This is a genomic window from Brachybacterium sp. GU-2 (genome assembly GCF_030866705.2).
Lineage (GTDB): Bacteria > Actinomycetota > Actinomycetes > Actinomycetales > Dermabacteraceae > Brachybacterium > Brachybacterium conglomeratum.
In genome coordinates, this window is the sequence record NZ_CP133037.2 from 1,181,857 (window position 1) to 1,204,329 (window position 22,473).

Consider the following 22,473-nt stretch of genomic DNA (forward strand, 5'->3'; position numbering starts at 1 on the left):
GGGCGGGCGGGCCCTCAGGTCACAGGGCGGAAACGATCGCCGTGAAGTGACCGTCCCCACTCCGGATCCACCTAAGGTGATCATGACCTGCGGGGAAGCCGACGAGATACAGCTGTCCGCCCGGTGCTCGTTCCCCGGTGACGACCTTGACGAGGAGTAGACATGCGAATGCGACGACGCAGCTTTGCCGCCCTGGGCGCTTCGATCCTGGGAGCCGGTGTGCTCGCCGCCTGCGGCGACGACGGCGGGAGCGGCGGGGGCGAGGGCGGTGCACCCGCAGAGGGCGGCGAGGGCGACTTCGTCACCGACCTGACCTTCGGCACCGGCGGCACCGCCGGCGTGTACTACCCGCTCGGGGGCGAGTACGCGAGCATCTACCAGGACAACATCGAGGGCATCACCGTCAACTACACAGACTCCGGCGCCTCGGTGGAGAACATCGGGATGATCTTCCAGCAGGAGTGGCAGCTCGGGATCGCGCAGTCCGACACCGCGAACGCCGCGGTCACCGGCTCCGCCGACTTCGAGGGGGCGCAGGTCGACAACCTCGGCTGGATCGCCGCGCTCTATCCGGAGGCCGCGCACATGGTGACGCTGACCGAGGCCGATTTCACGTCCGTGGCGGACCTCAAGGGCAAGCGCATCGCCGTGGGCGACGTCGGCTCGGGCACCCGTGCGGTCTCCGACGCGATCCTCGCCGCCTATGGGATCGCCGAGGGCGACTACGAGCCTTTCGAGCAGGACTTCTCCAGCTCGCTGGATCTCCTGCGCGACGGCAACATCGACGCCTCGATCTTCGTGGTGGGCACCCCGACCGGCTCGCTCGGCGACCTCTCCGCCACCAACGACGTCACGCTGCTCTCGCTCGAGGAGGACACGGCGCAGGAGATCGCCGACGGCTCCCTGTACGAGGTCTACACGATCGAGCCCGGCGCCTACGAGTTCGTCACCGAGCCGCTGACCACGCTGTCCGTCGCCGCGGCCCTGGTCGCGTCGACCACGCAGGTCAGCCCCGAGGTGGCCTACGAGATCACGGCGGCGACCTTCGAGTTCGCCGATCAGATCACTCTCCCGCAGAGCGAGCTGATCACACACGACTACGCCCTGTTCGGCCAGGGGGACGTCCCCTTCCACCCCGGCGCCGAGAAGTACTACCAGGAGCAGGGGCTCCTCTGAGATGAGCACTGCCGACACGCCGTCCGCTCCTCGGCCCGAGGACTCCGCGCTCGACGCACCGCTCGATGCGGAGTCCGTGAAGGAGGCCGAGGAGCAGACGGAGGCGCTGCTGAGGGAGCACGACAGCGCGAGCCGCTTTCGCACCGGGCTCGGGGCCTGGGTGTGGATCGTGGGCGGTCTCTCGATCGCGCTGACGCTGTTCCACCTCTACACCGGGGTCTTCGGATCGCGCCCCTCCCTCATCCAGGGCGCGATCCACCTCGGCGGCGCGACCTCCATCATCTTCCTGCTCTACCCGATCAACAGGCGTGTGAGCCTGACCGACGGGGTGCCCTGGTACGACGCCGTCCTGGCGATCCTCTCCCTCGGCGCGAACCTGTACATCGTCATCGAGTACCGGCACCTGACCAGCAACCTGGTGCAGATCATGGGGTTCCGGGAGGTCGACTACATCGTCGCCGCCCTGGGGATCCTGCTGGTCCTGGAGGCCACGAGGCGCTGCGTGGGGCTGCCGATCGTGATCATCGCGTCCCTCGCGATCGCGTATTCGATCTTCGTGTACGGGATGAGCTGGCAGAACTACGCGGTCGGCACGTTCTTCACGGCGCGCTCGGGCGTGTTCGGCACCCCGATCCAGGTCTCCTCGACCTTCATCTTCCTGTTCCTGCTGTTCGCGGTGGTGCTGATCCGCACGAACATCGGCGCCTTCTTCAACGACCTCGCGTTCCGCGTCGCGGGGCGCTTCACCGGCGGTCCGGCCAAGGCCGCGGTCGCCGCCAGCGGTCTGCAGGGCATGATCTCCGGATCCTCGGTCGCCAACACGGTGGCCTCGGGGTCCTTCACGATCCCGATCATGAAGAAGGCCGGGTTCAAGCCGCACGTCGCCGGGGCCACCGAGGCCACCGCGTCCACCGGAGGCCAGTTCATGCCGCCGATCATGGGCGCGGCCGCGTTCATCATGGCGGAGTACACCGGCGTGCCCTATGCGGAGATCATCGTCATCGCGATCATCCCCGCGCTGCTGTACTTCCTCGGCGTCATGCTCTCTGTCCACTTCGATGCCAAGCGCAACGGGCTCGGCGGTCTGCCCGCGTCGATGCTCCCGTCCTGGAAGTCGCTTGCGAAACGGGCGGACCTGATCATTCCGCTGGTGATCATCGTGTGGATGATGCTGGACGGCTTCTCCCCGGCCCGTGCGGCGCTGTGGGGCATCGGCGCGGCCTTCGTGCTGAGTTTCCTGAGGAAGTCGACCAGGCTGGGCTTCGTCGGGATCGTGAAGATGCTGGAGGCGGGCGCTCGCACTGCACTGCCGGTGATCGCCGCCTGCGCCACGGCGGGAATCGTCGCCGGCACCGTGACCAGCACGGGGCTGGGCAGCCGCCTCGGCGGTTCGATCATCGACATCGCCCAGGGCAGCTTCCTGCTGGTGCTGCTGATGACGATGATCGTCTGCGTGATCCTGGGCATGGGTCTGCCGACGACGGCGAACTACGTGGTCACCGCGACCATCGCGGCGCCGATCCTGATCAACAACTTCGAGGTGCCGGTGATCGCGGCGCACATGTTCGTGTTCTTCTTCGGCATCCTCGCCGACATCACTCCGCCGGTGTGCCTCGCGGCCTATGCCGGTGCAGGGATCGCAGGTGCGAATCCGATGAAGACCGGGGTCACGGCGGTCAAGCTGGCGATCGCGGCGTTCCTGATCCCCTTCGTGTTCGTCCTGGAGCCGTCCCTGCTGCTCCAGGGAACGATCGCCGAGCTGATCCCGGCGCTGGCCACCCTGGTCCTGGGGATGATGGTGATCGCGGCCGGGCTCGCGCGGTACTTCTTCGGGCGGACCAGCGCCCTGGAGCGGGCTCTGCTCCTCATCGGCGGCGTGCTGATGGTCTATCCGCACGTGGTCGTCTCCGTGGCGGGCCTCGTGCTCGCGGTGATCGCCGTGGTCCTGCAGCTCATCAGGCGCCGCGGATCCCGCGGTGACAGCCCCTCGGTGGCTGATCGGGAGGACGCCTCCGACGGAGCGGCCTCGACGGGCTGAGACGGGCTGATCCGGGCCCACGTCCTGCGCGGCGGCGCGCCGTGCGGCGCCCGCCTGCTCAGGCGGCGGGGTCCTCGGCCGCGGCGCGCAGCTCGCCCGCGATCACGTGGACGGCGAGGTCGCCGGGGTAGCCCTTGCGGGTCAGGAGCGCGTCGAGTCGACGCGAGAGCCTCCGGCGGTGGCTGCCGTCGCGCTCCTCGCGCAGCCGTTCCCGGTCGCGGTGGTCGAGGCGGGAGCGGATCAGCTCGCGGCAGCGCTGCTCTTCGTCGCTCTGCCCGTCCGCGAGAGCGGCCTCGATCAGCTCGGCGTCGACGCGCCGGGCCCCGAGCTCGCGGCGCAGCGCCTCGTCGCCGAGGGCGCGCAGGGAGCGGCGCTGCTGGACCCACTCGCGGGCGAAGGCGGCGTCGTCGATCAGGTCGGCGCGGGCGATGCGGGCCATCGTCTCGTGGGCGATGTCCGCGGGGACCTCCCGCTCGGCCAGCCGCTGACGCATCTCCCCCTCGGAGCGACGCCGCGTGGACAGCAGGCGCATCAGGTACCGGCACTCGTGCACGACCTGCTTCTCCCGCGCGCGCTCCTCCTCGCTCTGTTCGACACGCGGCCGCTCGAGGATCTCCCGGGTGCGGGTGGCGAGCTGCTCGGTCACCTGCTGCGCGGGGCTCGTGCGCCGGCCGGGGGCCGCCCCTGGGGAGCTCTGCCGCGGGGAGGCGGTCACGGACCGGTCCGCGTGCGGTGCTGCGTCCGGGGGCCGCGCAGGGACGTCGTCGGCGCCGACGACCTGCTGGTCGCCGGCGCCGCCGGGGTGGTGCCGAGGAGTCATCGCTCAGATGGTGGCGGGGACGTCCTCGTCGAGGAACTCGTCCTCGCCCAGCACGTCCTCGGCTCCGATCTCGGTCTCGGGGGCGGACTGCTCTGCGGCGTACTTGCCGACTCCGAGGGTGCGCAGGATCTTCTCCTCGATCTCCGCGGCGAGGTCCGGGTTGTCCTTGAGGAACTGGCGGGAGTTCTCCTTGCCCTGCCCCAGCTGGTCGCCCTCGTAGGTGAACCAGGCGCCGGACTTGCGGACCACGCCGTGCTCCACGCCGAGATCGATCAGGCCGCCCTCGCGGGAGATGCCCTCGCCGTAGAGGATGTCGAACTCGGCCTGCTTGAAGGGCGGGGCCATCTTGTTCTTGACGACCTTGACGCGGGTGCGGTTGCCGACGGCGTCGGAGCCGGACTTCAGGGTCTCGATGCGGCGGATGTCCATGCGGACCGAGGCGTAGAACTTCAGCGCCTTGCCGCCGGTGGTGGTCTCGGGGCTGCCGAAGAAGACGCCGATCTTCTCGCGCAGCTGGTTGATGAAGATCGCGGTGGTGCCCGAGGAGGACAGCGCGCCGGTGAGCTTGCGCAGCGCCTGCGACATGAGGCGGGCCTGGAGGCCGACGTGGGAGTCGCCCATCTCGCCCTCGATCTCGGCCTTGGGCACGAGCGCGGCGACGGAGTCGACCACGACGATGTCCAGCGCGCCGGAGCGGATCAGCATGTCGGTGATCTCGAGGGCCTGCTCGCCGGTGTCCGGCTGGGAGACCAGCAGGGCGTCGGTGTCCACGCCGAGCTTCTTGGCGTACTCGGGGTCCAGCGCGTGCTCGGCGTCGATGAACGCGGCGATGCCGCCGTTGCGCTGCGCGTTGGCGACCGCGTGGAGAGCGACGGTGGTCTTGCCCGAGGACTCCGGACCGTAGATCTCGACGATGCGGCCGCGGGGCAGGCCGCCGACCCCGAGGGCGGCGTCCAGCGCGACAGATCCGGTGGGGATGACCTCGACGGGCGGGCGGGTGTCGTCGCCGAGCCGCATGATCGATCCCTTGCCGAACTGGCGGTCGATCTGGGCGAGGGCGTTGTCGAGGGAGGAGCCGCGATCCTTCGCGGTGGACTTGGGGGCGGACTTCGATGCAGCCATGGGGTGTTCCTTCCTGAGGGCCAGGTGGGCCGACGTGGTGACCTTGCGGCCACAGTAGGCGCCGACCCCGACATTCGCCGTTGCCCCGGTGCCCCTGTGGATGACGGGGCGCTGGGGAGGAGAGGTGCTGAGGCGGGCACGATGCCCGGGGACCGACGGACACAGACTACCGAACAGACGTTCGAACTCAAGTCGGCCACGGGCGTGTCGCGCCGCGTGTTCCGCAGCGATCCTGCGGGGCCGGCGGCGGCGCCGGCCCCGGGGGACGTCAGCGTCGTCGCTGCTCGACAGGGATCTCCCAGCGGGCGGACTCGGGGACCTCCATCGCCTCGCACAGCGCGGTCCACACCGCACGCACGGCGACCCCGCGCTCGAGTGCCTCGGCGGCGGTCAGGCCGCCGACCTCCTCGAGCACGAGGTCGTGGGTGTAGGTGCGGGCCAGCGACGAGCCGAACACGTGATCGGCCAGCTCCGCGAACTCGCTGCGGCGCACCTCAGCTGGCGCCGACCAGCGGCGCGGTGCCGTCGGCGAGCCCCTCGGGGACCGTGTCCGGGATCGTCACGCGCTCGGCGACCGCGATGCGATCGGAGACCTCGCGCAGGACGAAGGACAGCGGGAGACCGAGGGCGTCGGTCACGGAGACGAGCAGCTCGCTGGAGGCCTCCTTCTGCCCGCGCTCGATCTCGCTGAGATAGCCCAGCGAGACGCGCGCGTCGGAGGACACCTGCCGCAGCGTGCGGCCCTGGGCACGGCGCGCATCGCGCAGCACGTCCCCCAGCTCCTGGCGGTACAGGATCATGGACCTTCCTCCCTTCCTCTGACTCTGGATGAACTTCTCATGCACCTCTGGGATGCGGTACGTCGTCGTCATCACGTAGAGCCCAACGCGTCCTCCCGCGAGAGTGTTCCCCAGAGTGTAGTGGGCCACGTCCGAGGGTTCGCTGAAGATGTGCACGGTGGACGTCGGGGAGGAGAGGACCGCGTCGTCCCCGGCTGATCAGGACTCGGACGGATCGGCGAGCTCGACGGCGAGCTCATCGAGGGCCGCCTCGACGGCGAGGGCCCGGATCTCGGCTCTCCCGCCGCTGAGACGGACCTCACGGGTGCGGGCGGGACCGCCGCGTCGGGCGATCCCCAGGTGCACCGTGCCCTCCGGCACACCCCGCGCGTCGGGGCCGGGGCCGGCCACTCCGGTCGTGGACACGGCGAGGTCGGCGTCGTACAGCCGCTGCGCGCCCTCGGCCATCGCGGCGGCGACCTGCGCGGTCACCGCGCCGGTGCGCTCGAGCAGCCCGGCGTCCACGCCGAGCACTCGGCTCTTCGCCGCGTAGGAGTAACAGGCCGCTCCCCCGGCGACGACATCGCTCGCGCCGGGCACGTCGACCAGTCGGGCCACGACCGCGCCGGCCGTGAGCGACTCGGCGGTCGCGAGGGACCAGCCGCGCTCGCGCGCCGCGTCGATCACCGCGGCGGCGTCGATCACCGCGGCGGGGGTCCCGCTCATGCCTGCGCGGTCCCCGCCGAGAGCGCCTCACGGCGCAGGCGCAGGCCGTCCTTGAGGTTCACCAGGCCGGACCACACGGTCAGCACCACGGCCAGCAGCACCAGGGCCAGGCCGATCCAGCGCGCCGGGGACCACCACAGCTCGAAGGGGATGAGGCAGAAGGTGATCGCGATGGACTGCACCATCGTCTTCGCCTTGCCGGCCATGTTCGCCGGCAGCGCCCCGTACTTCAGGATGGTGAAGCGCATGACGGTGATGCCGATCTCGCGCACCAGGATCAGCACGGTCATCCACCAGGGGACGTACTCCCACACGGAGAGCATGATCAGCGCCGCGCCCGTGATCGCCTTGTCCGCGATCGGGTCCATGATCTTGCCGAAGTCGGTGATCAGGTTGCGGCTGCGGGCGAGGTGCCCGTCGACGAAGTCGGTGATCATCGCCAGGACGAACACCGCGGCGACGAGCAGACGCCCTCCGACCGAGTCGGGATAGAGGATCGCGAGCACCACCAGCAGCGGCACCATGACACAGCGCAGCATGGTGAGGATGTTGGCGATGTTCCACAGCGGGACCTCGGCCTCGGGCTTCGTGGTCATCGGTGCTCCTGGGGTGCGGCGGGACGGGATACGAGGGCGGGACGGGGGCGGGACGCTCAGCGGCCGGTGAGGCTCCAGGCGTCCTCGCTCTCCTCGTCGTCCTCGTCGTAGTAGTCGACGGCGGGCTCGGTGCCGTCGTCGGCGAGCGGGTCGCTGCCGTACCGGTCGGCGCTCCCCTCGCCCACGGGCTCGGTCGGCTCGGGCTCGAGGTCCACGGCCTGGTCGGCGCCGTAGGGCTCGTCGCCCTCCCCGCTCGGGGCTTCCTCCCCGCGGATGCGGGCGATCGCGGTGCCGAGCTCGTCGGGGTGGACGAGCACGTCGCGGGCCTTCGAGCCCTCGGAGGGGCCGACGATCTCGCGGGACTCGAGCAGGTCCATCAGCCGGCCCGCCTTCGCGAAGCCGACGCGCAGCTTGCGCTGCAGCATGGAGGTCGAGCCGAACTGCGTGGTGACCACGAGCTCCGCGGCCTGCAGCAGCACCTCGAGATCGTCACCGATGTCGTCGTCGATCTGCTTCTTCTCCGCGACGACGGTGACGTCCTCGCGGTAGTTCGGCGTCATCTGCGTCTTGACGTGGTCGACGACCTTGTGGATCTCCGACTCGTTGACCCAGGCGCCCTGGACGCGCATCGGCTTCGCCTTGCCCATCGGGTGGAACAGGGCGTCGCCCTGGCCGATGAGCTTCTCCGCACCGGGCGTGTCGAGGATGACGCGGGAGTCCTGCAGGGAGGAGGTCGAGAAGGCGAGGCGGCTGGGCACGTTCGCCTTGATGATGCCGGTGACGACGTCGACCGACGGGCGCTGCGTGGCGAGGATCAGGTGGATCCCCGCGGCACGGGCGAGCTGGGTGATGCGCTGGATCGAGGCCTCGACGTCGCGGGGGGCGACCATCATGAGGTCCGCGAGCTCGTCGACGACCACCAGCAGGTACGGGTAGGGGGCAAGGCGCCGCTCGCTGCCGGCGGGGACCTGCACCTCCCCGGCGCGCACGGCCTTGTTGAAGTCGTCGATGTGCTTGAACCCGAAGGCGGCGAGGTCGTCGTAGCGGGCGTCCATCTCCTTGACGACCCACTCGAGCGCCTCGGCGGCCTTCTTCGGGTTGGTGATGATCGGGGTGATCAGGTGCGGGATGCCCTCGTAGATGGTGAGCTCCACGCGCTTGGGGTCCACCAGCACCATCCGCACCTCCTCCGGGGTGGCGCGCATGAGGATCGAGGTGATCATCGAGTTGACGAAGCTGGACTTGCCGGCGCCGGTGGCGCCCGCGACCAGCAGGTGCGGCATCTTGGCGAGGTTCGCGACGACGAACCCGCCCTCGACGTCCTTGCCCACGCCCATCACCAGCGGGTGCTCGTTGCGGCGGGCGACCTGGCTGCGCAGCACGTCGCCGAGCGCGACGGTCTCGCGGTCGGTGTTGGGGATCTCGATGCCGATCGCCTTCTTGCCGGGGATCGGCGAGAGGATCCGCACGTCCGAGCTCGCGACGGCGTAGGCGATGTTCTTGTCCAGCGCCGTGACCTTCTCGACCTTGGTGCCGGGCTCGAGCTCGACCTCGTAGCGGGTGACCGTCGGGCCACGGGAGAAGCCCACCACCTCGGCGGCGACCTTGAACTGCGCGAAGACCTCCTCGAGCGCGCTGACCACCCGGTCGTTGGCCTCGGAGCGGGTCTTGTGCGGCGGCCCCTCGAGCAGGAAGGAGGACTCCGGCAGGGTGTAGACCACGTCGCCGGCGAGCTCGAGCTGCTCGCCCGCGCGGGGCAGGTCGCCCATCGGCGGATGCACCAGCTCGGTCGCGTCCTCGGGCTTCTCCGCCGGTGCGGCGGCGGGCGCCTTCTTCGTGGGCATGGGGGTGGTGCGGTCGCCGCCGCGGGCCCCCTTGGCGGGCAGCGCCGCGGTGGGCGCCTCGTCGCCGGTGGGGAAGGTCTTGGCGCGCTGGTTCTCGTCCTCGACGACGTCGAAGACCTCGGTCGCGTCCTCCGGGGCGCCGCGGCGCGGACCGGCGGGGCCGGCCTTTGCCGCCTTCGCGCCCTTGCCGGCGCGACCCGGCTTCTTTGCGCCGGGGCGGCCCTCCTCGGCCACGCCCTGCTCGAAGGCCTCGTCGCCGGCGTAGCCGAACGCCTCGTGGTCCCGTTCGGCCTCCGCGGCCTCCGCCTTCTCCTTGCGGGTGCGGCGACGGGTGCGGGCTGCGGGCTGGGCCTCGGTCTCCTGCTCGTGCACTGCCGGGTCGACGCGGCGCGGGCGCAGGCCGAAGGCGATGCGCTCCTCGTCCTCCTCCTCGCTGCGGCCGACCATCACGTCGTAGACGCCGCGCAGGCGGGAGGGGATCGACTCGACCGGCGTCGCGGTGAGCACGAGGATGCCGAAGGCGATCAGGGCGGAGTGGATGATCACGACGGCCAGCGGCGGCAGCAGCGCCTCGAGCGGCGCGGCCGCGAGATAGCCGAGCACGCCGCCGCCTCGGGCGAGGGCGTCGATGCCGTCGGCCGGGGCGGGCAGCCGCGCCGAGACCGAGGCGATGGCGGAGATCGCGGTGAGCAGCACGGCGATCCCTATCGAGATGCGGGTGTTGGCGCGCACCTGGTCGGGGCGCCGGAACATGCGCAGCGACCAGCCGGCGGCCAGCAGCGGGATCACCATGGAGGAGATCCCGAAGGTGCCGGCGACCACGGTGTGCACGGCGCCGAGCACGGGTCCGCTGGACTGCCACCACTCGACCACGGCGACGAGCACCGCGATGAGCATCAGGAACAGCGCGTAGCCGTCGCGCCGCTGCTCGGGCTCGACCTCCCAGCGCTGCACCCCGATGCCGCGGACCATGCCGCCGACCATGCGGGCGATCGCCAGATAGCCGGAGCGCACTGCGCGCACCGGCAGGGGGAGCGTCGAGGGGTCGTTCGCCGCGGCTCCGCGGGTCCGGGAGCTGCCGGAGGCCGAGGAGCGGGACGAGCCTTTCGACGCACGTGCGGGGGAAGACGTACGTGTCGCCATGGTCCCGATGGTACATTCCGGCCCCCGCTCGGCCCGGGAGGCGACCCGCGCGATCCGGTCCCGCGGGGTGCGGATCACGCCGCCGACAGGGGTTCCGCCCCCGGGCCGCGCCGCGGGCACGTGTCCGGCTCGGCGGGACGCGGGAGGCTCAGGCCTCGACGACCACCGGGATGATCATGGGGCGCCGGCGCAGCCGCTGGCCGACGTAGCGGCCGACGACCCGCCGCATGACCTGCTGCAGCTGGTAGGTGTCGCGGCGGTCGGCCTGGTCGGCGACCGCCTGCTCGAGTGCCTTGACGATGTCGGGCCGGAGCCGGTCGAAGACCGCGTCGTCCTCGGCGACGCCGCGGGCGTGGATCTCGGGTCCCGCGATCAGCGCCCCGGTCTCGGAGTTCACGACCGCGAACAGGGAGATGAACCCCTCGTCGCCGAGGATGCGGCGGTCCTTGAGGTCGGCCTCGGAGATCTCGCCGACGCTCGAGCCGTCCACGTACACGTAACCGTTGGGGATCTCCCCGACCACCTCGGCGATCCCGTCCTTCAGGTCCACGACCTGGCCGTCGCGGGCGAGGACCACGCGCTCGCGCGGCACGCCGGTGGCCTCGGCGATGCGGCCGTTGGCGATGAGGTGGCGGACCTCGCCGTGGATGGGCATGACGTTCCTCGGCCGCACGATGTTGTAGCAGTACAGCAGCTCGCCCTCGCTGGCGTGCCCGGAGGTGTGGACCTTGGCGCTGCCCTTGTGGACCACCTCGGCGCCGAGCGCCACGAGACCGTTGACCACGCGGAAGACCGCGTTCTCGTTGCCGGGGATGAGGGAGGAGGCGAGGATGACCACGTCGCCGGGGCCGACGGAGACGCGGTGGTCGCGGTTCGCGATGCGGCCCAGCGCCGCCATCGGCTCGCCCTGGCTGCCGGTGCACATCAGCACCACCTGCTCGTCGGGCAGGGAGTCGATCCGCTTGACGTCGACGAGGGTGTCCTCGGGGACGCGGAGGTAGCCCATGTCCGCGGCGATGCCCATGTTCCGCACCATCGAGCGGCCCACGAAGGCGACCTTCCGCCCGTGCGCCGCGGCGGCGTCGAGCACCTGCTGGACGCGGTGGACGTGGCTGGAGAAGGAGGCCACGACGATCTTCTGGCGTGCGCGGGCGAAGATCCCCTCCAGCACCGGGCCGATCTCCTGCTCGCCGACGGTGAAGCCGGGGACCTCGGCGTTGGTGGAGTCGGTCATGAACAGGTCCACCCCGGCCTCGCCGAGGCGGGCGAAGGCGCGCAGGTCGGTGATCCGGCCGTCGAGCGGGAGCTGGTCCATCTTGAAGTCGCCGGTGTGCAGGACGGTCCCGGCGGGGGTGCTCACGTGCACCGCGAGCGCGTCGGGGATCGAGTGGTTCACGGCCACGAACTCGCACTCGAAGGGGCCGAAGCTCTCGGTCTGCCCCTCCGCGACGGCGAGGGTGACGGGACGGATGCGGTGCTCGCGCAGCTTCGCCTCGATGAAGGCGAGGGTCAGCCGGCTGCCCACCAGCGGGATGTCGGGCTTGCGCCGCAGCAGGTAGGGCACGGCGCCGATGTGGTCCTCGTGCCCGTGGGTGAGCACGATCGCGGCGACGTCGTCGAGCCGGTCCTCGAGCATGTCGAAGTCCGGCAGGATCAGGTCCACGCCGGGCTGGGACTCCTCGGGGAAGAGCACCCCGCAGTCGACGATCAGCAGGCGGCCCTCGTACTCGAGGACGGTCATGTTGCGGCCCACGTCGCCGAGGCCGCCCAGCGGCGTGATCCGCAGCGTGCCCGGGGCGAGCTCGGGCGGTGCGGGGAGACGGTCGGTGAAGGCGGCGGTCATCTGGGTCTCCTCGGCACTCGGGCGGATCGGGTCAGAGCAGGCCGGCGGCGTCCAGTGCGGCGGAGAGCTCGCGCAGCTGGGTGGCGTCGGCGGGCAGGTGCGGCCCGCGCATCGCGGCGTGCGGCAGCACGCCCTGCAGGTGCAGCGCGGCCTTCGCGGCGACAGCGCCGGGCATCCGGTTCATGACCGCCTCGACCACGGGCACGAGCCGGCGATGGGCCTCGAGGGCGGCGGGCAGGTCGGAGCGGTCCACCGCCTCGACCATCTCCCGCTCGATGTCGCCGGCGATCTGGCTGACCACGGAGACCATGCCGGCCGCGCCGAGCGTCAGCCAGGGCAGGTTCAGCGCGTCCTCGCCGGAGTAGTAGACGAGGTCGGTCTGCGCCATGACGAGGGAGGCCTGCTGGAGGTCGGCCTTGGCGTCCTTCACCGCGACGATGCGCGGGTTCTCCGCCAGGCGCAGCAGGGTCTCCAGCGCCAGCGGGATCCCGGCGCGGCCGGGGATGTCGTAGAGCATCACCGGCAGGTCGGTGGAGTCCGCGATCGCGGTGGTGTGGGAGACGACCCCGGCCTGGGAGGGCTTGGAGTAGTAGGGCGTGACCACGAGCAGCCCGTCGACGCCGACCTCGGCGTGCGCGCGGGCGAGGTCGATCGAGTGGGCGGTGTCGTAGGTGCCGACCCCGGCGACCACGGTCGCCCGCTCGCCGACGGCCTCGACCACGGCGCGGGCCAGGTCGATCTTCTCGACGTCGGTGAGGGTGGGCGCCTCCCCCGTCGTGCCGGAGACGACGACGAGGTCGTGGCCGTGCTCGACGACGTGGGCGGCGAGCGACTGGGCCGCGTCGAGGTCGACGCGGTGGCCGTCCTCGCTCAGCGGGGTGACCATCGCGGTCCCCACCGCGCCGAACGGTCGCGCAGGGCGCTGGTCGGTGCTGCTCATGGTCTCCTCCAGGGGAAGTGCTGCTGCCCGGATCCTAGTGCAGGGGCGGCCGTGTCCCGTGCCGTCCCGGCACGCGGCGGGTCCGTCGGCGCCGTGCCGCGGCGGGCGGCGGCGGGGCGGGCGGCGGCGGGGCGAGGGCCCGCCGCCGCGAGCTCCTCAGCGCCGGTCCGCGCCGCCGAGGTCGACGAGGATCGCCAGCGGCGTGCGCTGGCGGCCCTGGCCGAGGGGGTTGTCGGCGAAGGTCGCCTCGAGCACCTCGTTCGTGGTGGGCACGTCCGAGCCCAGCACGTTGCGGCCGATGTCGTTGGCGTCCATCACGACCGTGCCGACGAAGCTGTCGCGCAGCGCGGCGGGGATCTCCGCGCCGCGGATCGCGGCGGAGATCCGCGCGGCGACCGCGTCCGGGTCCTTGGGCGGGAGCTTCGCGGAGACGTTCGAGGGGAAGGCGGAGTACGGGGTGGGCCCGTCGATCGCGCGCACGTTCGCGCCGACGACCTCGTAGAACAGACCACGCCTGCCGACGACCTTTCCCGCGGCGCCGACGGCGGAGGCGGCGACGACGCGCGGGAGCCCCACCTCGCGGATCGCGAGCTCCATCGTGGTCGGGTCGCCCAGGCCGATGCCGGCCGGGGTGCGGGAGACGAAGCGGCTGAGCACCTTGGCGGAGCGGCGGGGCCTGATCTCCCAGGTGAACCAGGAGCGGCCCTGCGTGATCGCGATGATCTTCTCGCTGATCACGAAGTACCAGGGCGCACCGTCGGGGACGACGCCGCCCGGCAGGGACGCGGCGAAGGCCTCGACCCGCTCGCGGGCGATCCGCTCGATGTCGTCGCCGCGGGCGACGAGCTGCGTCTGCAGCGGCAGGCGGCGCCAGGTGCGGCCGTCGGCCTCGGAGACGAGGTCGAGCTGCTTGCCCTCGTTGGCGACGTAGTCGCTCTTGGGCACGACCTCCTCCTCGGCCGCGGGCTCTGCGGCGACGGCGGCGGGGGCCGGGGCGGCGGCGAGCGCGGCCTCGTCGGCCGAGCCGCCGAGCGCGCGGGTGGCGCCCTCGGCGTCGTCGAAGAAGATGCGCATCCACAGCTCGACGTTCAGCAGGCGCCAGAACATCAGCGTGCCGTGGTTCTCCGGATGGGCGATGTAGTCGTCGAACAGCGCGAGCACGCTCGGCGCGTCGAAGTAGGGTCGGGAGGCGAAGGATGCGGAGGCGAAGACGTCCCGCAGCTGCGGCGCGATCGAGCGGAACCACTCCCCCTCGGGGGTGGTGAAGCCGATCTTGTTGCGGCGCTTGGAGATCATGTCGGGGAGGATCCCGTCCATCGCCTCGCGCAGGATCCGCTTGTTCCAGCCGTCGTGGATGATCGCGGACTCGTCGAGGGAGAACAGGAACTTCAGCAGCTCCTTGTCGACGAAGGGGACGCGCCCCTCGATGCTGAAGCGCATCGTGTTCTTGTCCTCGTAGCGCAGCAGCGAGGGCAGGGAGGAGCGGAAGGTGTCCTCGAGCAGGCGCTCCTTGAGGTCGTCCTGGACCGAGGTGACCTTCTCGCCGCTGTGCTCGGCGACGAAGCCGGAGTTCAGCAGCGCCTCCATCGGCACGGAGGTGCGGCCGGAGAACTTGGTGCGGGCGAGCTTGCGGAGGATGTCGCGGGAGCCGACGACCTCGGAGGCGAGCTCCTTGAACCGCTTCTGGCGGCGCAGCTGGCGCAGGTAGACGTAGAAGTACGGGTTGTACCCGGCCATCATCTCGTCGGCGCCCTGCCCGTCCAGGAGCACGGTGATGTGCTGGCTGGCCTCGCGCATCACGGCGTACTGCGCGTAGGGGCCGGTCGAGATGATCGGCTCCTCCTGGGTGCGCACGAAGTCGTGGAGGTCCTCGAGGAACGCCTCGGGCTGCGGGTGGATCTTGTGGGCCGTGATCTGGCCGCGGTTCTCGTCCAGCAGCGCGTCGACGTAGCGCTCCTCGTCGTTGGAGGAGTTCGGGAAGACGGCGGAGAAGGTGTTCTGGCGGGAGCCGACCGCCTCGTAGCCCGCGTCCTCGGGCTGCTCGCGCAGCTGGCGCGCGATCACGGCGGCGACGGCGGAGGAGTCCAGCCCGCCGGAGAGGGAGGTGCCGACGGGGACTTCCGACTGCAGGCGCATCCGCACGGAGTCCTGGAAGCGCTCGCGGTACTCGTCCACGACCGACTGGTCGTAGGGACGGCTGGGGCGGGCGGCGATCTCGCGCAGCTCCTCCTTCAGCCGGGTGAAGGAGCGCACCTCGGTGCCGTCGGGACGGATCTCGAGCACCTCGCCGGACATCAGGCGGTTCACGCCGGCGAAGAAGGTGCGGGAGTCGTCGTCCTGGACGCGGAACTTCAGGTAGCGGTAGACGGCGCGGTCGTCCGGCGCGGCCTCGAAGGTGCCGGAGGCGAGCAGCGAGCGGATCTCCGAGCCGAAGACGACCTTCGGCGCCCCACCGGCCTCGGAGGCGGGGTCCAGGCGGTAGTAGAGCGGCTTGATGCCGAAGTGGTCGCGGGCGAGGGTGACGGTGCCGGTGGTCGCGTCGTGGATCGCGAAGGCGAACATGCCGTTGAAGCGGTCATAGGCGGCGGTGCCCCACTCGGCGTGCGCCTCCAGCAGCACCTCGGTGTCCGAGTCGGTGCGGAAGATGTGGCCGAGCTGCTCGAGCTCGGCGCGCAGCTCGAGGTAGTTGTAGGTCTCGCCGTTGTAGACGATGGTGTAGCGGCCGTCGGCGGTGGTCATCGGCTGGGCGCCGTGCTCGCGGTCGATGATGGCCAGGCGCCGGTGGGCCAGCCCGGCCTCGCCGTCGACGAAGAGGCCCTCGCCGTCGGGACCGCGGTGGGCCAGGGCGCCGCTCATCCGGCGGGCGATCCGCTCGGTGTCAGCGCCGTATCCGTAGGTGCCGGCGATTCCGCACATGGGGCGAGTCCTTTCGAGGGGGACGGCTGCGCCCTCGGTCCGGACGCTCGCCGCCGTGGGGCGGCGACGTCGGGGACGTCGTCCGCAGGGCGCGGGACGGACCGGTCGGGCCGCCCAAGGGTATCAACGGGGCCGCGGCCGACGGAGCAGGCGCGGCGCGACGGTCAGCTTCCGCGGCGGGCGAGGACGAGGTCCTCGCCCTCGACGCGGACCTCGAGGTCGTCCAGCGAGGTGACCAGGGCGTCCGCGAGCGGGGACAGCTCCCCGGCGGGGGTGGTCGTGGTCACGGCGACGGTGCGAGCCCCAGCGGCGATCCCGGCGCGGAGCCCGCCGACGGAGTCCTCGAGGACGACGGTGCGGGAGGGCTCGACCCCGACCCGCTCGGCGCCCAGGAGGTACGGCTCCGGATCGGGCTTGCCGTGGGTGACCTGGTCCGCGGTGACCAGCCCGTCGGGCACGGGCAGCCCGGTGCGGGACCAGCGGGCCTCGAACAGGGGCCGGGTGCAGGAGGTGACGATGGTCCAGCTCGCGCGGCCCAGGGTCTCGGCGGCGGCATCGAGCTCGGCGAGCAGCCGCTCGGTGCCGGGCAGGACGACGATCCCCTCCACGTCCTGCATCTCGAGCTCCTCGATGCGGCGGTGGGCCGCGTCGAGCTCGGCCTCGCTCGCCTCGGGCAGGATCTGGGCGAGGATGCGGCGGGCGGGCATGCCGTGATGGGCGTGGCCGAACCGGAGGTCGGTGCCCAGCTCGCGCAGGAGCGTGTTCCAGGACCGCTCGACGGCGGGGCCCGAGTCGATCAGGGTCCCGTCCATGTCCAGCAGGAGGGCGCCGGTGCGCAGCGGCAGGGCGGTGTCGGAAGCGGGATCCTGGGAGTCCGTCATGCCGTCAGAATCTCATATCCCCTGTCGGACGCGCGGTGGATGTCGGTGCAGGTGATCGTAGAGTGTCCAGCATCATGACCGCCGCCGTCCCCGCCTCGTCGCCGCGCCACCACGCCCCCGATGCGCGGCTGCGCTCGATCCGTCGCACCGGCTTCTCGATCGGTCTGGCGACGGGGCTGTACGGGATCAGCTTCGGCGCGCTCGCGACCGCTTCGGGGCTCGATGTGTGGCAGGCGATGGTGCTCTCCGCGGTGATGTTCACCGGCGGCAGCCAGTTCGCCTTCGTGGGCGTGGTGGGCGGGGGCGGCTCCGCCCTCGGCGCGGCGCTCGCCTCGCTGCTGCTGGGGATCCGCAACACGCTGTACGGGCTGATCCTCGCCCCCTCCCTGCCGCGCGGCGGGGCGAGGGGCGCGGCCCGCGCGCAGCTGACGATCGACGAGTCCGCGGCGCTGGCGGCGACGGGCACGACCGAGGCGGAGCGTCGGGCGGGGTTCTGGTCCGCCGGGGTGTGGGTGTACGTCTTCTGGAACCTGTTCACCCTCGCGGGCGCGCTGGCCGGTCAGCACATCGCCGATCCCGCGGCCTGGGGGCTCGACGCCGCCGCGGCCGGGGCGTTCATCGCGCTGCTGTGGCCGCGGCTGCGCAGCGGGGACGCGGTCGCGATCGCGGTGGCCGCAGCGTTCGTGGCGCTGCTGACCACGCCGGTGCTTCCCGCCGGGCTGCCGGTGCTCGCCGCGGCGCTGGTCGCGGTGGTGGCCGGTCTGCTGCCGTCCCGTCGCGGGGCGACGGGGCACGCAGCGCCCGAGGTCGGTGCGTCGGACGACGAGCCCGCGACGGACGAGGAGGAGCGGCGATCAGCCTGCTGTGGATCGCGGTGATCGCCGCGTCGGTGCTGTCCTTCGTGCAGAAGTGGATCGGCTACCAGGCGCCGCAGGACGTGCTCGAGCGCCCCCGGATCGCGCGGATCACGCGCCTGCTGCCGATCGCGCTGCTGGGGGCGCTGGTGGCGACCCAGACCGCGGCCGACGGGACGGAGGTCGTGCTGGACGCGCGGCTGGCCGGGCTGGGCGTCGCGGTGGTGCTGCTGCTGGTGCGGGCGCCGTTCCTGGTGGTCGTGGTCGGCGCCGCCGCGGCGGCGGCCGCGCTGCGGGCGCTCGGCTGGGCCTGAGCGCGGCGTCCTGCTCGTCGCGCCGCTCGACGCACCGCTCGCCATCGCGCTCGCCCGGGCTCCCGGCGCGAGGACGCCCGACGGGTCAGCGGCGCGCGGCCTCGATCGCGCGACGGGTCGCCATGCGCGCTCCCTTGCGGTCGCGCAGCGCGTCGTAGGCCAGGGCGAGGCGGAACCAGGCGCTCCACTCCCCCTCGCCGCCGTCCTGGACCGCGGTGCGCGCGGCCTCGAACTCGGCCCGGGGGTCCTCCCCCTCGGCGTCGGCCGGGGGCTCGTACCGGGCGGAGAGGTCGCCGGCGGCCATGCCGAAGAGCACCTCGCGCCAGGTCACCCACACGGTCAGCACCAGCAGCACCACGATGCCGATGGCCAGCCCGTACCCGAGCCCTCCCCCGGCGCGCACGAAGCCCCAGGCGATCCAGCCCAGGCCCCACGCATAGGCCGCAGTGACCAGAACGAGCCCTGTGACCATCAGCTTCTCTCGCATCCCTGTCCCCGTCCCGGGCCTCAGCCGAGGTCCATGTAGCCGTCCAGGCCCACGGTGAGGCCCGGGTGCGAGGCGACCTCGCGCACGCCCAGCAGCACGCCGGGCATGAAGCTGATGCGATCGAAGGAGTCGTGGCGCAGCACGAACTGCTCTCCCACCCCGCCGAACTGCACGACCTCGTGGGCGACGAGGCCCCGCTGGCGCACCGCGTGGACGTGGATGCCGTCGACGACCGCGCCGCGGGCGCCGTCCGGGTCCTTCTCGGTGGCGTCCGGGACCGGGCCGAGACCCGCCGCGGCCCGGCCGCGGGCGATCGCGGCGGCGGTGTGGCGGGCGGTGCCGGAGGGGGCGTCGAGCTTGTTCTCGTGGTGCATCTCGATGATCTCGGCGCTGTCGTAGTAGCGCGCGGCGACCTCGGCGAAGCGCATGGCGAGCACGGCGCCGATCGCGAAGTTCGGGGCGATCAGCACGCCCACGCCCTCGGCGCCCGCGAGCCGCTCCCGCAGCGCCTCGAGCGACTCCTCGCTCCAGCCGGTGGTGCCGACCACGGCGTGGATGCCGTGGTCGATCAGCCAGGCGACGTTGTCGGCGGTGGCGGAGGGGACGGTGAGGTCGATCGCGACCTCGGCCCCGGCCTCGGCCACGGCGTTCAGTTCGTCGCCGCGGCCGATCCGGGCGACGAGCTCGAGGTCGTCGGCGTCCTCGACGGCACGACAGGCGGCGGCGCCCATGCGGCCGGCGGCGCCGAGCACGGCGACGCGGGTGGGGCGTGCGGAGGACGAGGTGGATGCGGGGGTCATGGCGGCTCCTGGGGTCGTGGCGGTGGGCGGAGGGGCGGGAACGGGGAGGGTCCGCGAGGTGGGATCAGCTCTCGGGGCCGACCTCGACCCGGGTGCTGTACGAGCGGGACAGGCGCGCGGCGAGGTCCCGCACGTCGGCGACGTCGACCTTCCCGATGCGGGCGAGGGTCTCGTCGACGCTGGTGTAGCGGCCGTGGACCAGCTCGATCGTGCCGAGGCGGCCCATCCGGGAGCTGGTGTCCTCGAGGCCGAGTGCGAAGGAGCCGGTGATCTGGCCCTTCGCCCGGATCAGCTCGAGCTCGTCGACGCCCGTCTCGCCCATGCGGCCGAGCTCCTCGGCCAGCAGCTCGACGACCTGGCCCGTGCGGCCGGGACGGCAGGCGGCGTACATGCCGAACAGTCCCGCATCGCGGTAGCCGGCGCTGAAGGAGTAGACGGTGTAGGCCAGCCCCCGCTCCTCGCGGACGGACTGGAACAGGCGCGAGGACATGCCGCCGCCGAGCACGGACATCAGCACCGAGAGGGTGTGGCGGTCCTCGCTGAGCGCGGTGAGGCCCTGTCCGCCGAGGTAGATGTGGTTCTGCTCGGTGGGGCGGGCGAGTCGGTGCGGGGCGAGCGCGCCGACGTCGGCGGCGGTCCCGTCGCTCGGCACGACGGTCGCGGCGCGCCGGCCGCGGGAGGGCAGCGCCCCCTCGTCCAGGCTCCAGCCGCCGCGGCGCAGGCCGGCGGCCAGGAGGCCGGCCAGCTCGTCGTGGTCGATGTCGCCGACGGCGGTGACCACGAGGTTGTCCGGCCGGTAGTGCTCGCGGTAGTGGGCGCGGACGTCCTCGATGGTGAGCGCCTCGACGCTCGCGGCGGTGCCGCCGACGGGACGGCCGAGCGCCGTGTCGGGGCCCAGCACCTGGGCGAGGAAGGTCTCGTAGCCGATGTCGCCCGGGTCGTCCTCCGCCATGGCAAGCTCCTCGAGGATGACCTCGCGCTCGGTGGCCAGGGCGTCCTGCTCGAGGACGGAGGAGGTGATCATGTCGGTGAGGACGTCCACGGCCATCGGCACGTCGGCCGAGCGCACCCGACCGTAGTAGAGGGTGTGCTCCTTGGCGGTGACGGCGTTGGAGTCGCCGCCCACCTCGTCGAAGGCTGTGGCGATGTCCATCGCGCTGCGGCGCCGGGTGCCCTTGAACAGCAGGTGCTCGAGCACATGGGTCGATCCCGCATGGGCGGGGGCCTCGTCGCGGGAGCCGACCGGCAGCCACAGCCCGATGCTCGCGCTGCGCACGCTGCGGTCGGTCTGGGTGAGCAGCCGCACCCCGCCGGGCAGGATGCTGCGCCGCACGCCGGTCGCGGCGTCGAGGATGACGTCGGAGGCAGGATCGTCGTAGAGGAGGTCGGAAGGCATCGCTCGATTGTTCCACGGGTGGCGCGCCGCTCCGAGAGACCTCGCTCACCTCACTCCTGGCCGGGAGGAGGGCGCTCCCACAGCAGCTCGAACCACATCCGCGCGCCGTCGTCGAGGGTGACCACGTCGAACACCGCGTCGGAGGTCCGGGACAGCTGCTGGGCGCGCACGGTGCGCCCAGCGCTCTCCAGCAGGTCGTACTCGTCCTGCACGCCGAGCACCGCTCTCGGATCCTCCGCGCTCCCGGTCCCGCTGGCACGCAGACCGGCGAGCGCGAGCCGCACCTGCTCTGCGTCCACCTGCCCGCCGGCCGCCTCACGGCATCTCCAGCGGCGACCACTCCTGGCCGTCCCACTTGATCACGCCCCACCATCGGGTCACGGCATAGAGGGTGCCGTCGGGGGCCCATGCGGTGCGTCCCAGCTCCCCGGGGGCTCCGATGTCGGGGACGGACTTCGGCAGGTCGATGCGCTCGTGTCCCGCGAGGCCGGCGCTCCAGATCTCGAGAGCCTCGGACTCTCCGCCGGAAACGGCGAGGCGACCGTCCGGCCCCACGGCGAGGTACTCGGGCACGGGGATTCCCGATTCGACGTCCCTGCCGCATCCGGAGTCGGGGGAAGCCGGCTGGAGCCGGGCCTCCTCGGCGATGCCCAGGACGAAGCGTCCCTGGTCGTCGGCGGCGATCCCCACCGCATCCTGCGAGCAGCCCTCCAGGGCCATGGCCCTCTCGCCGGTGCGGGCATTCCAGTGCTCGGCGCCGCGTCCCTGGACAGCGACGGCGATCTGCGAGCCGTCCCGCGAGTAGGCGAGGGCCATCGGGGTCCCGTACGAGACGCGCAGGACCGGCTGGGTCGCGCATGTGCCCCCGGCGAGCGACCAGAGCCGGATCGTCCCGTCCGTGCTCAGGGAGGCGAGCTGGTCGCCATCAGGGCTGAAGGCGAGATCCCGGATGACCCGGGAGCGTCGGGAATCGGACTCCTCATGGCCGCCGAGTGTCCACAGCACCTCACCATCGGGTCGCGCCAGGTGGATCGCGAGCTCTCCGGCCGTCGCGATCAGGTCCTCCTGAGGATGCCAGACGATGGCCCCGGTCATGGTGTCGTCGAAGCGGGCGACGATCTCCCCGGTGGCGGTGTCCCAGATCGTCGTGCCGGCCGTCTCGCTCTCCGACAGCGCCTGCCGGTGCCACCACTCATGGGCGGCGACGCGAGCACCGTCCGGTGACACGGCAAGGCCGAGGAGTCCGAGCTGCGGCTCGTTGCGAAGGTGGGTCTCCGCTCCGAGCGAGGGGAGGGAGAGCCCTGCTCCGGACTCGACCGGCTGATCACCCTCCAGGCAGATGCTGTCCGGGGGCCCGCCGCAGCCACTGAGCGTCCCTGCCCCGAGGAGGAGCCCGGCCCCCAGCAGGGCTCGTCGGGTGGTCTCGCTCATCCCTGGCTCACCGGGACACCGGCATCGCTGCGTCATGGGGCCGCCGCGTCGCTCCTGGAACGACTGACGCGTCCAGCCCCGAGATCGTACGATCCACCTGGTCGATCCGTGCCCGTAGCGTCCCCTCCGCGCGCCGGCCGGCATCGGAGCACCGCAGGACCTCCTCGGTGTCCATCCTCAGCGTGCCGTTCCTCGCCGCCCCCGGCGCCCGGACTCCCGTGATCGGGCTCACCGCGATCACCTTATGCGACGGCACCGGCCCCACCCAAGCACGGCTCGTCGCCTGTGGACGGCTGGCGCATGATGCGCATGGACCGGCTCATGGCGGGGCCGGGAACGGTGCGAGGGCGGCACCCCGAGTGGGGTG

Annotated in this window: 20 protein-coding genes; 4 read left to right on the plus strand and 16 right to left on the minus strand. The window is 72.1% G+C overall.

Annotated elements, in window-relative coordinates:
• Positions 1 to 162: 162 nt before the first annotated feature.
• A complete protein-coding gene (locus RBL05_RS05450) occupies positions 163 to 1,176 on the plus strand; it encodes a TAXI family TRAP transporter solute-binding subunit (RefSeq protein ID WP_308740339.1) in 1,014 nt (337 codons plus the stop codon).
• Between the two features lies 1 nt (position 1,177).
• Positions 1,178 to 3,214 carry a TRAP transporter permease gene (locus RBL05_RS05455; RefSeq protein WP_308740338.1) on the plus strand — a complete coding sequence of 679 codons (2,037 nt, stop codon included), beginning with the start codon at positions 1,178 to 1,180 and terminating at the stop codon, positions 3,212 to 3,214.
• Between the two features lie 58 nt (positions 3,215 to 3,272).
• Here the strand turns inward: RBL05_RS05455 and RBL05_RS05460 are convergent, their stop codons facing one another.
• The 11 genes from RBL05_RS05460 to RBL05_RS05510 form a co-directional block, all read right to left on the minus strand.
• On the minus strand, positions 3,273 to 4,034 hold the full coding sequence (locus RBL05_RS05460) for a regulatory protein RecX (protein WP_308740337.1): 762 nt from the start codon (positions 4,032 to 4,034) through the stop codon (positions 3,273 to 3,275).
• A 3-nt stretch (positions 4,035 to 4,037) separates the two neighbouring features.
• Positions 4,038 to 5,156 (minus strand): recombinase RecA, encoded by a 1,119-nt coding sequence (recA, locus tag RBL05_RS05465; RefSeq protein ID WP_263311734.1) that lies wholly within the window; start codon positions 5,154 to 5,156, stop codon positions 4,038 to 4,040.
• 268 nt (positions 5,157 to 5,424) lie between these two features.
• A complete protein-coding gene (locus RBL05_RS05470) occupies positions 5,425 to 5,649 on the minus strand; it encodes a DUF3046 domain-containing protein (RefSeq protein WP_308740336.1) in 225 nt (74 codons plus the stop codon).
• 1 nt (position 5,650) lies between these two features.
• The gene (locus tag RBL05_RS05475) at positions 5,651 to 5,956 is read right to left on the minus strand and encodes a helix-turn-helix domain-containing protein (RefSeq protein WP_263311732.1); all 306 of its coding nucleotides are present in this window, start codon (positions 5,954 to 5,956) and stop codon (positions 5,651 to 5,653) included.
• Positions 5,957 to 6,154: 198 nt separating this feature from the next.
• On the minus strand, positions 6,155 to 6,661 hold the full coding sequence (locus RBL05_RS05480) for a CinA family protein (RefSeq protein WP_308740335.1): 507 nt from the start codon (positions 6,659 to 6,661) through the stop codon (positions 6,155 to 6,157).
• Positions 6,658 to 7,257 carry a CDP-diacylglycerol--glycerol-3-phosphate 3-phosphatidyltransferase gene (pgsA, locus tag RBL05_RS05485; protein ID WP_263311730.1) on the minus strand — a complete coding sequence of 200 codons (600 nt, stop codon included), beginning with the start codon at positions 7,255 to 7,257 and terminating at the stop codon, positions 6,658 to 6,660. The genes RBL05_RS05480 and pgsA overlap by 4 nt, the downstream gene beginning before the upstream one ends.
• A gap of 56 nt (positions 7,258 to 7,313) precedes the next feature.
• A complete protein-coding gene (locus RBL05_RS05490; protein ID WP_308740334.1) occupies positions 7,314 to 10,244 on the minus strand; it encodes an FtsK/SpoIIIE family DNA translocase in 2,931 nt (976 codons plus the stop codon).
• 148 nt (positions 10,245 to 10,392) lie between these two features.
• Entirely contained in the window at positions 10,393 to 12,087 is a 1,695-nt protein-coding gene (locus RBL05_RS05495) for a ribonuclease J (RefSeq protein ID WP_308740333.1), read from the minus strand.
• Positions 12,088 to 12,118: 31 nt separating this feature from the next.
• The gene (gene dapA, locus RBL05_RS05500) at positions 12,119 to 13,027 is read right to left on the minus strand and encodes a 4-hydroxy-tetrahydrodipicolinate synthase (protein ID WP_318604140.1); all 909 of its coding nucleotides are present in this window, start codon (positions 13,025 to 13,027) and stop codon (positions 12,119 to 12,121) included.
• Between the two features lie 156 nt (positions 13,028 to 13,183).
• On the minus strand, positions 13,184 to 15,943 hold the full coding sequence (gene asnB, locus RBL05_RS05505) for an asparagine synthase (glutamine-hydrolyzing) (protein ID WP_308740331.1): 2,760 nt from the start codon (positions 15,941 to 15,943) through the stop codon (positions 13,184 to 13,186).
• A gap of 164 nt (positions 15,944 to 16,107) precedes the next feature.
• Positions 16,108 to 16,824 (minus strand): HAD-IA family hydrolase, encoded by a 717-nt coding sequence (locus RBL05_RS05510; protein WP_308740330.1) that lies wholly within the window; start codon positions 16,822 to 16,824, stop codon positions 16,108 to 16,110.
• 74 nt (positions 16,825 to 16,898) lie between these two features.
• Here RBL05_RS05510 and RBL05_RS05515 point away from each other — a divergent pair, with 74 nt between their 5' ends.
• Positions 16,899 to 17,702: an AzlC family ABC transporter permease gene (locus RBL05_RS05515; protein WP_318604141.1), complete on the plus strand. Its 804-nt coding sequence runs from the start codon at positions 16,899 to 16,901 to the stop codon at positions 17,700 to 17,702.
• A complete protein-coding gene (locus tag RBL05_RS05520; protein WP_010551385.1) occupies positions 17,678 to 17,992 on the plus strand; it encodes an AzlD domain-containing protein in 315 nt (104 codons plus the stop codon). Before RBL05_RS05515 ends, RBL05_RS05520 begins: the two co-directional genes overlap by 25 nt.
• Positions 17,993 to 18,077: 85 nt before the next feature.
• Here the strand turns inward: RBL05_RS05520 and RBL05_RS05525 are convergent, their stop codons facing one another.
• From RBL05_RS05525 to RBL05_RS05545, 5 genes are all read right to left on the minus strand, one after another.
• Positions 18,078 to 18,479, minus strand: coding sequence for a hypothetical protein (locus tag RBL05_RS05525; protein WP_308740328.1), 402 nt, complete (start codon positions 18,477 to 18,479; stop codon positions 18,078 to 18,080).
• Positions 18,480 to 18,499: 20 nt separating this feature from the next.
• Positions 18,500 to 19,279 (minus strand): 4-hydroxy-tetrahydrodipicolinate reductase, encoded by a 780-nt coding sequence (gene dapB / locus RBL05_RS05530; protein WP_308740327.1) that lies wholly within the window; start codon positions 19,277 to 19,279, stop codon positions 18,500 to 18,502.
• A 64-nt stretch (positions 19,280 to 19,343) separates the two neighbouring features.
• Complete coding sequence (locus RBL05_RS05535) at positions 19,344 to 20,675, minus strand: M16 family metallopeptidase (RefSeq protein ID WP_308740326.1); 1,332 nt, start codon at positions 20,673 to 20,675, stop codon at positions 19,344 to 19,346.
• Between the two features lie 50 nt (positions 20,676 to 20,725).
• Entirely contained in the window at positions 20,726 to 20,974 is a 249-nt protein-coding gene (locus RBL05_RS05540) for a hypothetical protein (protein ID WP_308740325.1), read from the minus strand.
• Between the two features lie 16 nt (positions 20,975 to 20,990).
• Positions 20,991 to 22,106 (minus strand): WD40 repeat domain-containing protein, encoded by a 1,116-nt coding sequence (locus tag RBL05_RS05545; protein ID WP_308740324.1) that lies wholly within the window; start codon positions 22,104 to 22,106, stop codon positions 20,991 to 20,993.
• Between the last annotated feature and the right edge of the window lie 367 nt (positions 22,107 to 22,473).

Coding starts and splice junctions, on each gene's coding strand:
- RBL05_RS05495 (WP_308740333.1), bottom strand. CDS start 12,087: ATGACCGCCGCCTTCACCGACCGTCTCCCCGCACCGCCCGAGCTCGCC.
- asnB (WP_308740331.1), bottom strand. CDS start 15,943: ATGTGCGGAATCGCCGGCACCTACGGATACGGCGCTGACACCGAGCGG.
- RBL05_RS05515 (WP_318604141.1), top strand. CDS start 16,899: ATGACCGCCGCCGTCCCCGCCTCGTCGCCGCGCCACCACGCCCCCGAT.
- recA (WP_263311734.1), bottom strand. CDS start 5,156: ATGGCTGCATCGAAGTCCGCCCCCAAGTCCACCGCGAAGGATCGCGGC.
- RBL05_RS05510 (WP_308740330.1), bottom strand. CDS start 16,824: ATGACGGACTCCCAGGATCCCGCTTCCGACACCGCCCTGCCGCTGCGC.
- RBL05_RS05480 (WP_308740335.1), bottom strand. CDS start 6,661: ATGAGCGGGACCCCCGCCGCGGTGATCGACGCCGCCGCGGTGATCGAC.
- RBL05_RS05460 (WP_308740337.1), bottom strand. CDS start 4,034: ATGACTCCTCGGCACCACCCCGGCGGCGCCGGCGACCAGCAGGTCGTC.
- dapB (WP_308740327.1), bottom strand. CDS start 19,279: ATGACCCCCGCATCCACCTCGTCCTCCGCACGCCCCACCCGCGTCGCC.
- RBL05_RS05535 (WP_308740326.1), bottom strand. CDS start 20,675: ATGCCTTCCGACCTCCTCTACGACGATCCTGCCTCCGACGTCATCCTC.
- RBL05_RS05475 (WP_263311732.1), bottom strand. CDS start 5,956: ATGATCCTGTACCGCCAGGAGCTGGGGGACGTGCTGCGCGATGCGCGC.
- RBL05_RS05525 (WP_308740328.1), bottom strand. CDS start 18,479: ATGCGAGAGAAGCTGATGGTCACAGGGCTCGTTCTGGTCACTGCGGCC.
- dapA (WP_318604140.1), bottom strand. CDS start 13,027: ATGAGCAGCACCGACCAGCGCCCTGCGCGACCGTTCGGCGCGGTGGGG.
- RBL05_RS05455 (WP_308740338.1), top strand. CDS start 1,178: ATGAGCACTGCCGACACGCCGTCCGCTCCTCGGCCCGAGGACTCCGCG.
- RBL05_RS05490 (WP_308740334.1), bottom strand. CDS start 10,244: ATGGCGACACGTACGTCTTCCCCCGCACGTGCGTCGAAAGGCTCGTCC.
- pgsA (WP_263311730.1), bottom strand. CDS start 7,257: ATGACCACGAAGCCCGAGGCCGAGGTCCCGCTGTGGAACATCGCCAAC.
- RBL05_RS05450 (WP_308740339.1), top strand. CDS start 163: ATGCGAATGCGACGACGCAGCTTTGCCGCCCTGGGCGCTTCGATCCTG.
- RBL05_RS05545 (WP_308740324.1), bottom strand. CDS start 22,106: ATGAGCGAGACCACCCGACGAGCCCTGCTGGGGGCCGGGCTCCTCCTC.